Genomic DNA, 11425 nt, shown 5'->3' on the forward strand with positions numbered 1-11425 from the left:
ATAATAAAATTAAAACCTCATTTGACTTTCATCATCTTTCATTTTTTTAACAGTATTCCATGATCTTCGTACAAAATCAGGAAGCTCATCATAAGTAAATTTAGATAAAAAATGCTGAGTATGAGGATCACTTGGATAACCAGATCCAATACCACCCATATCTTTATAATCTTTGTTTAAATCAGCAATAATATTATCACGAGTAACTTTAGCCATAATAGATGCAGCACCTACTTGAACATAAGTATCATCAGCTTTATTTTTAGCAATGACTTTAATATCATCACCAAGTTCTCTTTGAATTTGATTTTGAAAGCGCAATTCTTTAATATCAAATGAGTCAATAATAACTTCATCTGCATTTAATTTACGAATAACTTTAAGCATCCCTAATTTTTCAATATCATTTAAATTAACACCTTTTGCTCTTAAATTATCAATATCTTTTGCACTGATTACTACAGTATCATAATCAAACATTTTAGATAATTTACGTGCAAGAATAGCTCTTCTTTCAGGAGTTAATTTTTTAGAATCTTTAACACCCATTCTTTCAAGTACAATATTCATTTTTTCAGGTATTACAATTCCTCCAATAACCATAGGACCTAATACTGGACCTCTTCCTGCTTCATCAACACCCATAATATCCATAATATAACCTTAAAATAAATAATAAAAAATAGTCTACATAGAACAAATAAAATAATTCTTTTTTAAATAATAATAAAAAAATAGACTAATAAAATTAAAAATAAAAAAAATAATAGTAAAATAATTAGTAAAAAAAAATAAAAGAATAGATTAAAAAATCTATTTCATAGCTCTAAGACGTACTTCAGGTTCTAAAGCTAATGGTTCTGCAGCAACAATAGCAGTACCTTTTGCAACTACAGTCATTGGATCATCTGAAATAGTTACAGGTACACCTACTTCATCATAAATCCTTTCTTTAAGACCACGTAATCTTGAAGTTCCTCCTACAGCAACAGAATTTTTATAAATACCCATAATTAATTCTGGAGATAATCTTTCAAAGATTAAGTTTAATCCATCAATAATTGATTTTATAGAAGGCTCAACAGCATCAGCTACAAGCATAGAATCAATGACAACTTTTTTAGGTCTATTAGTTTCTAAAGATTTACCAATAACTTCTACAGATAAATTTTCAAGAGTTTCGCTACAATGGACCATACCAACTTCCATTTTAGCAGATTCTGCATCATGAATACCAATAGCTACATTATATTTTTCAGCAATTAATTCAACGATTCTATTATCAATATCGTCTCCACCAACTCTTACAGTTTCAATATCAGTGATTCCACCAAGAGAAATAACAACTAAATCAGTAGAACCTGCACCAATATCAATTATCATAATACCATTAGGTTCTGCAATTGGTAATCCAGCACCAATAGCTGCAGCTAAACCTTCACTAATTACAATAACTTCATCAGCACCTGCTTTTCTTCCTATTTCTTCTGCTGCATTTTTTTCTACTTCTGAAGAATCTCCAGGAATACCAATTACAAGTCTTCCAACAGATTCCCCTTCATTAATACCAATTTGAATTGCACGAATAAGTAAAGATTGAGCTTGAACAATATTTTCAATAACTCCTTTTTTAAGTGGTCTTACTGCAATAATATCCTCAGGTGTTCTTCCTAACATTAATTTTGCTTCTTCACCAACTGCTAAAACAGCAGTAGGGTCATCTTTTTTAACAGCAACAACAGAAGGAATTTGGTATAAATCAAATTTATCCCCTGCAGGTTTTGCAATTACAGTATTTAAAGTACCCAAATCAATACCTAAACTATTACGTACAGTGGATTGTTTAGGTGTTTCTTTAGTTTTATTATTATCATTATTATTTCCAAATAAACTCATTAATTAAGCCTCCATATCAATATCCTTAAAGTCAATAACAAAAATTTTATCTGATGTAGCAATATCTGAAACTTTATTCACATCCTTATCCTTATCAACAGATATTAAAATTGTTTTTAAAACAACTTCACTAACATTAAACAATGGATTAAATGTATTTTTTAAAAATTTAGGTAATTTAATATTTATATCTGTTTGGATAAAACCGGTAGTTTGATCATCTAACAATATACCAAATTGAATTCTAGCTCTTTCCATTTTAGCAACAGATTTTCTAATAGTATCGTCTGGACCTACTAAAATCATTAAATTAGATTTTTCTTCAATAAAACTTTGAGGTATCTTAATATATGCCCCTCCACCATCTTTACAATCATTGCTAAGTCTTTTAATAATAGCTGCTTCACCATATAACATGATAAAATCAAATTTTCTATTGATTTTATCTTCTTCTAAAGTAACATGTTCCCTAAATAGGATTTTAACTTTATCTCTAGAAGATATAGCATCATATGCAATGTCATCGATTAATTTATCATTACCTGCCATTACACACCATAATTTTTCAGGAGCATGATTGATAGATGAATCTTTTTTATCATCTTTATCATCAGTAATCCTTGCAGCTTCTCTTAAAGCTCGAATATTATCTTCAATCATCGTACACACATAAAACTGTTTTTATACAAATTTATGAAACTTAAAAATTAAAAAATAAATTTAATTTAATCATTTCAAAAAATCAATCAAAAATTACATAAAATTATCAAGTCAAAAATTAATAGACTATTATATTATTATAATGTTTATACATTATATATATTAATAAATTAATCCACAATTTTTATTTAAAATAAAACTAATTAATACTATTAAACAAATAAGAATAAAGGAGTATAAGAGTTAATATGAAAATTAAAAAAACAGGAATGGAACATTTTATAGCTATACCTGATTTTATATCATTAGGAAATATGAGTTCAGGTTTTTTATCTATAATATGTGCTATAAATAATAACTTAAATTTAGCTACAATATTTATTATTTTAGCAATAATCTTTGACTCAATTGATGGTTGGACTGCTAGAAAAGTATGTAGAAATGATATTTATGGATTTGGAAAAAATATTGATTCCTTATCAGATATAATCTCATTTGGAGTAGCTCCAGCAATATTACTATACATCTCAGGTATAAATTTACATAGTCCAGAAATTTGTTTAATAATAGTTTCATTATTTATAGTAATATGTGGAGTACTAAGATTAACACGTTATAATGTAATTGCAGATAAAACAGAATTTAAAGGTTTTATTGGTTTTCCAATACCTGGAATTGCATTTATATTAGTAAGCTATTATTTAAGTGGATTATACAATATTTACATTGCAATGATACTTATGATAATAGTTTCAATACTTATGATAAGTAATGTGAAATATAAAAAATTAGATAATATAAAAATAATAGCTTTTGCATTAATATTAATTTTATTAATGTTTATGAAAGTTCTAATTATACAAAACATTAATATTGCAGCTATAATTTTACTTATAATAACATTATACTATTTAATAAGTAATATCTTTAAAAATAATAATTAAATTTATAAATACTACTTTTTTATTACTTTTTTAGTCCAAAATCTTCCATCTACAAAGGTTGGTAAAATGAAGGACGAAAAAAATAAACCAAAATCATTAGAACCTCTAAAAAATGATAAACATGGTTTAATCAATAAAATTAAAAACTTTTTAAAACCAGAAAATACAGAAATAAAAGATTTATCAAAAATTAGAGATTTAGATGATTTCTTATATGATTATTTTAATGATGAAACTACTGATTTTGAAAAAGATTTAAATGAAAATTCTTCTAATAAAACTATAAACAAAAATTTATCTGATTTTAAAGAATTTAATGAAATAGACAATAATATTTATAAATCAGTGAATAATGATGAAAAATTTAATCTTAAAGGAATAAGTACTGATTTAAATTCAAATTATGAAGAAAATAATAATATTAAAGATGAATTTCAAGAGGATAAGAATAATTTCCAGAATATAATAAACAAGAAAGAACAGTTAAAATATGATAATTTAAAGCAAAAACACCGAAATAATGAAGAATATTTAGATAATGAGAATTTAAAGGAAATAAATACCAGTAATCTAAAAAAACCAAGGAAAAAAGAAAAAATATCAAAACCATTAGTGAAAAGTTTTAAATTAAAAGCAGATAATAAAAAAAATAATTTAACAGATAAAGAAAAAGCTAAAATGGGAATTATAGTTTTTATTATAATATTCATCATAATAATTGGAGGAATATATTATTTTGCAATATATGAACCTAAAGAAAATGAATTAAATAATGAAAAAATAGCTAAACTAAATGAAATAAACCAATTATACAAAGGACCATTAGTTAATGCAAAAGAAGCAACTGTTCTTGAAGATCGTATAAATAATTGCCATAATAAATTAGATATTGATAGTGTAGATGTTTTAAGACCAGCAACAGCACAATGGAAAGATTATCATCTAAAAAAAATCAAAGAAAATAAGGATATTGGAAATAGAATAATGCTTACTTATACAAATGATAGTAAAAAAAATATGCTTATAAGTGAAGATGAAGCTATTAAAATCATAGAAGATAATGATGGATACATACTTTCAAATATAGAGCTTAAAAAACCAGATACAGTAGCAGTACCTATTGAAGTTTCAAGACTTCAAGCTGCAAGTGGTTTAATAAGTACTGGAAGTAAAATAGATGTTTATTATATGAATTCAACTAGTAATGATTTAACAAATAAAGAAAATGATTCAAATTCTACAGATAAAATAAGTAATAATTCAAAAAATACTAATCCTGAAATTAGTGGTTGTACAGTACTTGCAATAATGAGAGGAAAAGATAGTGGAACAATAAATTCAAAAACAGAAGAAACTATATCTAAAAATTCAGAAAATTCATCATATACATATACAACAGATGTTGAAGAAGATCTTAAAGCAAATTCTATTGATTATAGTGAATCAGAAACAGAAAATGTATTAAATAGCTATGGAATTAGATTATCTGATTATGAAAGAGAATCAAATATTGGAGATTTAGATGCAAATTATTTAATATTTTTAGAAGTTCCACGAGAAGATGTAAGATTTATATTAAATAATATGGATAGTTTAATCTTAACAATACCTACAAAAGATAGTCCCGATTGGATGATTAATGAAATTAAAAATAATGATTCAATTTAATTAAAATAATCTTAAAAATAATAATAAATTAAAAAATTTAATAAAATTAAAATAGAATCAGAAATAATATTTTAATATATTTATGAAAGATATATTTTTAAAATTAAAAAGTATTTAAAATAGATTCTACAAAAAACAAGAAATATTTTTTAAAATTAAAAAGTATTTAAAATAGATTCTATAAATTTATAAATCAAATATTAAAAACAATTAGAGGATAATATGGATAAATCAACAATTGTAATAATAATTGCTCTTTTAATTGTTGGATTATATGCTGCAAATGAGGTTACATATTTTTCAAATAAACTTATTACAGAAAATGATATGAATAATCCTGTTGTAGTTTGTGAAAAAATTGGATTACATGAAAAGATAAATAACAATTCTATTTCAGAAGGAGTTTATCATGAAAGAAAATCATATGATCCTGGAGAAGGAGATGTAATTCTATTTGGACATAGAACATTACTTGGTTCACCATTTTTAAGATTAAATGAACTTAATCCTGGAGATATAATAACATTACAATGGCCAGGAATCGGTGAAGTAAACTATACAGTTTATAATAAAACTGTAGTACCTGCAACATATAGACCAATAATAAGTAGTGAGACACAAACATTATCATTAATTACTTGTACTCCAATAGGTACAACAGAAAAAAGACTTATTATAAAAGCAAATTACACAAGTAAAGGGCCTTTAGATAAATATGTTATTCAAGATAATCCACAAGCAAATTATGGAATATACATAATAATTGGATTTTTAATACTTGGATTAGTTGTAACATTTTTATCACCTAAATCTGAAAGGAAATTCATAGGTGGATGTATTATATTAATAACATTATTCTTGATATATTGTCATATAAGTCCAGGCCCAGTAAATGAATTCACATCAAAAATTGATTTTTTAAATCAAATATTCACATTAGGAATAGGATAAAATGGATGTAAATAAAAAATATTTTTCAAACATAAGCTCAAGAGAAAGAGCAATATTTGAAGGAGGAATTACAATGGGTGCATTATTCCACCAATTTGTAGGAATTCCTTTAAATAAAGAATCTGTACCAAGTATTGAAAATTCAATAAAAGAGACATTTGAATTACAACCTGCAATTGAAGAAGTAGATGCAAAAATAAATATTGATAGATTAAATACTGCATTAAGTGATTTTGACTATACTTCTTTAAGTGGAGATATGTTAGATGTTAAAATAAAAACAAAAGTAGATAATGTAATTGCCACTATAAAAATTGAATTTATTGAAGAACTTAATTATCCATTAATGTATGTTGAAAATATTGAAGAATTATAACTCTTTAATATTTTTACTACTTAATAAAACTTTTACTATTTTTAAACTTTTTAAACTAATTATTTGTTTAAACTACTTTTCAAATATTTATTAAAATATAACTAATTTTTTTAAAAAAAATAGCTTATTAAATTATAAATAAAAAAGATAATCTAAATTTAAAATAGCTTAATTAAAAAATAAAAAAAGGATAATACAATTAAATCTAAAAATAACTTAATTAAAAAATAAAAAAAAGGATAATACAATTAAATTCTCTAAAAAATCAATTGATTTATAAAAAAAGTATAATATTAAAGAATATTAAAAATTAAGTCTAAAAATAATGAAAATTAAATATTATCTGCAATGTCAGATAAATCATTTAATAAATCATCTATATCATCCATAGAAATATGTTTCATTACAATAACACGAATTGCTTTAGGACATGAAGAACATGAAACTCTCCAATTTCTTTTTTCAAGTTCCTCTGCTAAATCATCTGTTTCCATATTTGGATGATTAAAAGCAACAATATTAAGTTCAGGTTCAACAACTATTTCATATCCTAATTTTTCAAGACCTTCTTTAAGATAAATAGTTTTTTTCATAGCATACAATGCATTTTTTCTATAACCTTCATGACCTAAATATTCCATAACTGCATAAGTTGCTGCTGAAGATGCACCACTACGAGTACCAACAATAGTTGATTGTTCTTTTTTAGTAAGATAAGGTGCTTCTACTGCCATTACATCAAGATATTTTCTATCTCTAAATAAAATACATCCTGCAGGAATAACTGAAAGACCCATTTTATGTGGATCTATTGTCATAGAACATACACCATCTAAAGAAAAATCAAATTGTGGAAAATCATAACCTGCTTCTTTTAAAAATGGTATTACAAACCCACCAAATGCTGCATCAACATGTAAATAAATATCATTTTCTTTTGCAATTTTTGCTATCTTATCAATAGGGTCAACCATACCTAATTCAGTAGAACCTGCAATTGCAACAATAGCAACAGTATTATCTGTAATTTTATCCTCTAAAGAGTTAGGATCTATTTTATAATTATCATCAAAATCAGCTCTAACAAGTTTTAATCCAAACATATCAGATGCTTTTTTAAATGAAAAATGAGCAGATTGAGGAACAATAATTTCAGGATTTTCAATTCCTTTATAACGTCTTGCATAATTACGAGCAGCACGCATTGCCATTAAATTAGCTTCTGTTCCACCAGTAACAACATGACCACATGGATTTTCAATAGAAAGAAAAGAACCAATATTTTTAATAACCTTATTCTCAATCTCTTTAGTACCTTTAAATAAACCAGGGTCTCCTAGATTAGAATTTATAAATTTATAAAAAACTTCTTTAGCAATAGGTTCTGCTTCTGTACACATAGAACCAAGAATTCTACCATCAGAATATTTCATATCTTTTTCTTGAAATGAATCCAATTCTTTAAATATTTCTTCTTTAGATTTAGGTTGTTCTTCCATAAAAATTACCTTAAACAGGATATAAAATAAAAAAATTCATAAAACTTGTCATTTAAGATAAAAGTTTTAAAATAATTAGTTAAATATTCAAAAAATAGATATTTAATTAATTCTTAAATAAAATTTTTAAGATAAATAAAGGTTTAAAAAAAATAAAATAAAAAATAAGATAAAAAATCTTATTCTTCTAATCTTTTTCTTGCAGCATTGAGAATTAATTTTTTCTCAGCTATAGCAACAGTACGTCTTACATCAGGTATTGCATCAGCATTAGATGATACACTACTAATACCAAATTCTACTAATTTCTCAACAATATGAGGTACACTACCTGCTTGACCACAAATACTACAAGTTACTCCTCTTTCAGCACAGATTTTAATTGTTCTTTCAATTAATTTCATTACTGCAGGATGTTCTTCAGTATAATTTTTAGCTACAAACTCATTATTACGATCAATAGCTAAAGTATATTGAGTTAAATCATTAGTTCCGAGACTTACAAAATCAATACCTTCATCAATATAATCTTCAACAGTTAAAGCAGCAGCTGGAGTTTCAACCATCATACCAAATTCAACATCTTTTTGAGGTATAAGACCTACTTCAGCACATAATTTTTTAGCTTTTCTTAACTCAGAAACACTTTGAGATAATGGAATCATAATTCCAATATTAGTATAACCTTTTTCGTGGAGTTTTTTAATAGCTTTAAATTCAGCTTGAATAATTTCCGGTTCATCTAACTCTCTTCTAATACCTCTCCAACCTAACATTGGATTGTGTTCTTCAGGCTCATTTTCTCCACCTTCGAGAGTTACAAATTCATCAGTAGGTGCATCCATAGTTCTGTACCATACTGGTTTAGGATAAAATACATCAGCTACTTTTAAAATGTTTTCAGCTAACATATTTACTAATTCATCTTCTTTACCATCTAAAATATATTTTTTAGGGTGAACTCCACCATTTAACATCATGTGTTCTGCTCTTAATAATCCAACACCATCAGCACCGACTGCTGCTGCTCTAGGTGCTGCTTCAGGCATACTAACATTAGTTTTTACTGAAGTAACAGTAACTATAGGTTCAGCAACTGCTTGAACATTTTGAGGTACTTCAGAAGAAGCATTATTATTTTCTGCTGAAGATATAATTCCTTCGTAAACTAATCCTTTTTTACCATCAATAGAAACTTCTTGACCATCAACTAAAACATCAGTTGCTTCACCAGTACCTACTACACAAGGAATACCTAATTCCCTTGATATAATAGATGCATGACAAGTTACTCCACCTTCATCAGTAATAATACCTGATGATTTTTTCATAGCTGGAACCATATCTGGAGTGGTCATAGTAGTAACCATAATATCTCCATCTTGGATTTTATCTAATTCTTCAATATCTTTAATAATTTTAACTGGTCCAGCAACAATACCTGGACTTGCACCTAATCCTTTAATAATAACATTAAAATCAGAATTAATCTCTTCAGAATCAGAAGCTTCATTATTTCCTAAAGTAGTAATAGGACGAGATTGTAATAAATAAAGTTTTCCTTTTTCAATAGCCCATTCAGTGTCCATAGGTGATTTGTAATGTTCTTCAATCCTTTTACCCATTGCAACAAGATTTTTTAAATCCTCATCAGATAAAACTCTTTCATTACGTTTATCTTCAGGAACTTTTACTCTTACACTAGTACCTTTTTCATCATTTACATACATGTATTTTTTATCACTAATTGTAATGTTAACTAATTTTCCAGTTTTTTTATCTACATCATAATGATCCGGAGTAACATCACCAGATACAACAGCTTCACCAAGTCCCCATGAAGATTCAATCATAGCAACATCTTCACCAGTTGAAGGGTTTACTGTAAACATAACTCCAGCTTTATCAGCTTGAGCCATTTGTTGAACACATACTGCAATAAATACTTTATCATGATCAAAATTATTTTCTTCTCTGTAAAAAATAGCCCTTGCTTCAAATAGAGAAGCCCATACTTTTTGAACATATTTAACGACTTCATCTACACCTTTAACATGTAAATATGTGTCTTGTTGACCTGCAAAAGAAGCATCAGGTAAATCCTCTGCAGTAGCAGAAGATCTTACAGCTACATCAGCAGTTTCTTCACCAACCCTTTCAGAAAGTTGATTATAAGCTTCAATAATCAAAGTTTTAATATCTTGAGGCATTGGTGTTTTAACAATGATACTTTTAATTTTTTCAGCAGCTTTTTGAAGAGCTTTAGTATCATTGACATCTGTATTTTCAAGTATATCCATTATAGTTGTATTGATTTCAGTGTCATTCATAAATTTTTCATAAGTTTTAGATGTTATAACAAATCCTGGTGGAACAGGAATACCTGCTTGAGTTAATTCACCTAAATTAGCTCCTTTACCTCCAGCAATATCAATATCATCTTTACTTATTTTCTCAAATTTTGCTACATACATATTTTTTCCCTCATTTTTTAAAATAATTATTTAATGAAAATAATATTTAAAATATTCAAGGAGTTTAAATATTGTAAAATTATTTAAATAGTACAATATTAGTATATAAGTTTAAAAGGATATTGTAAAAACTTTATAATCACATCTAAACCAAATGCTTAAAATATTGTAAAATTACCAAAATAATACAATTTTTACACTCTGAATATACAATTAAGAATTTACAATAAAATTATAAAACTAATTCTTGACCTTTGTCTACAACAATTCTAGTAGTAGTAGGTAATTTCATTGATGCTCTTTTTAATGCTAATTTAGCATCTTTAAAGTTTGCTTTGTTACAATCAATAGTAATTAATTTTTGACCACGTTTAACAATAGCAGAAACACTTACAGCTTTACCAAATGCATTTCTCATACCACTTTGTACCCTATCTGCACCTGCACCGGTTGCCATAGGATTTTCTCTTACAATTTGATGTGGATATGGTCTAATTTTTAAATGATAACCAAATCTACCAGCTTTTAATTGCATTACTCTGTTAGATGCAATCCTAGCTGCTTCTAATGAATTGTGAGTAATTTCAACATTTTCTTTTGAAACTAAACTTACTTTAATAGGGAAATCCCCACTTAAATTACCCATATCAAATTGAACAATTCTTGAATTAGGTATTTTTCTAATATAATCTCTTCTTGTATAAGCACGAACCATAAATAATCCTCCAATTAATAATTTCTATCAAAATAACTTTTTGAAATAAATGATAAATAGCTATAACTTAGCTATATAAGTTTGAGTAAAATTATAAAATAATAAAATTTACACATAACAATTAGATAGAATAATTATTTATTTTTAAATTAACATTAATAAATGTTATTATAAAATCAGTAAAAATAGAAAAATTTCAAAAATATTTCTATAATAATATTATAATTCTATAGTATATATAA

General features: G+C 25.9%; 10 protein-coding genes. 4 read left to right on the forward strand and 6 right to left on the reverse strand.

Going from position 1 to position 11425, the window contains the following annotated elements; genetic code table 11:
* Nucleotides 1-9: 9 nt before the first annotated feature.
* The 3 genes from rnhB to BGI41_RS03890 form a co-directional block, all read right to left on the reverse strand.
* Nucleotides 10-654, reverse strand: coding sequence for a ribonuclease HII (gene rnhB, locus BGI41_RS03880; protein ID WP_088538924.1), 645 nt, complete (start codon nt 652-654; stop codon nt 10-12).
* A 159-nt stretch (nt 655-813) separates the two neighbouring features.
* A complete protein-coding gene (locus tag BGI41_RS03885) occupies nt 814-1896 on the reverse strand; it encodes a rod shape-determining protein (RefSeq protein WP_088538925.1) in 1083 nt (360 codons plus the stop codon).
* Between the two features lie 3 nt (nt 1897-1899).
* Nucleotides 1900-2556, reverse strand: coding sequence for a hypothetical protein (locus BGI41_RS03890; protein WP_088538926.1), 657 nt, complete (start codon nt 2554-2556; stop codon nt 1900-1902).
* A 248-nt stretch (nt 2557-2804) separates the two neighbouring features.
* On the opposite strand from BGI41_RS03890, the gene BGI41_RS03895 reads away from it, so the two are divergent.
* The 4 genes from BGI41_RS03895 (at nt 2805) to BGI41_RS03910 (ending at nt 6495) form a co-directional block, all read left to right on the forward strand.
* Nucleotides 2805-3500 carry an archaetidylserine synthase gene (locus tag BGI41_RS03895; RefSeq protein WP_088538927.1) on the forward strand — a complete coding sequence of 232 codons (696 nt, stop codon included), beginning with the start codon at nt 2805-2807 and terminating at the stop codon, nt 3498-3500.
* A gap of 66 nt (nt 3501-3566) precedes the next feature.
* Nucleotides 3567-5168 carry a hypothetical protein gene (locus BGI41_RS03900; RefSeq protein ID WP_088538928.1) on the forward strand — a complete coding sequence of 534 codons (1602 nt, stop codon included), beginning with the start codon at nt 3567-3569 and terminating at the stop codon, nt 5166-5168.
* 222 nt (nt 5169-5390) lie between these two features.
* Nucleotides 5391-6119: a class E sortase gene (locus tag BGI41_RS03905; RefSeq protein ID WP_088538929.1), complete on the forward strand. Its 729-nt coding sequence runs from the start codon at nt 5391-5393 to the stop codon at nt 6117-6119.
* Between the two features lies 1 nt (nt 6120).
* The gene (locus BGI41_RS03910) at nt 6121-6495 is read left to right on the forward strand and encodes a dihydroneopterin aldolase family protein (protein WP_088538930.1); all 375 of its coding nucleotides are present in this window, start codon (nt 6121-6123) and stop codon (nt 6493-6495) included.
* Nucleotides 6496-6827: 332 nt separating this feature from the next.
* Here the strand turns inward: BGI41_RS03910 and mfnA are convergent, their stop codons facing one another.
* The 3 genes from mfnA to rplJ all read right to left on the reverse strand — a co-directional run bounded on the left by mfnA (nt 6828) and on the right by rplJ (nt 11183).
* On the reverse strand, nt 6828-7994 hold the full coding sequence (gene mfnA, locus BGI41_RS03915) for a tyrosine decarboxylase MfnA (RefSeq protein WP_088538931.1): 1167 nt from the start codon (nt 7992-7994) through the stop codon (nt 6828-6830).
* Nucleotides 7995-8173: 179 nt separating this feature from the next.
* Nucleotides 8174-10468, reverse strand: a complete 2295-nt coding sequence (ppsA, locus tag BGI41_RS03920) for a phosphoenolpyruvate synthase (protein ID WP_088538932.1) — start codon at nt 10466-10468, stop codon at nt 8174-8176.
* A gap of 232 nt (nt 10469-10700) precedes the next feature.
* A complete protein-coding gene (gene rplJ, locus BGI41_RS03925; protein ID WP_088538933.1) occupies nt 10701-11183 on the reverse strand; it encodes a 50S ribosomal protein L16 in 483 nt (160 codons plus the stop codon).
* Nucleotides 11184-11425 lie beyond the last annotated feature (242 nt).

Origin of the sequence: Methanobrevibacter sp. 87.7 (assembly GCF_002208625.1) — an archaeon.
In the GTDB taxonomy this organism is placed as follows: Archaea; Methanobacteriota; Methanobacteria; order Methanobacteriales; family Methanobacteriaceae; genus Methanarmilla.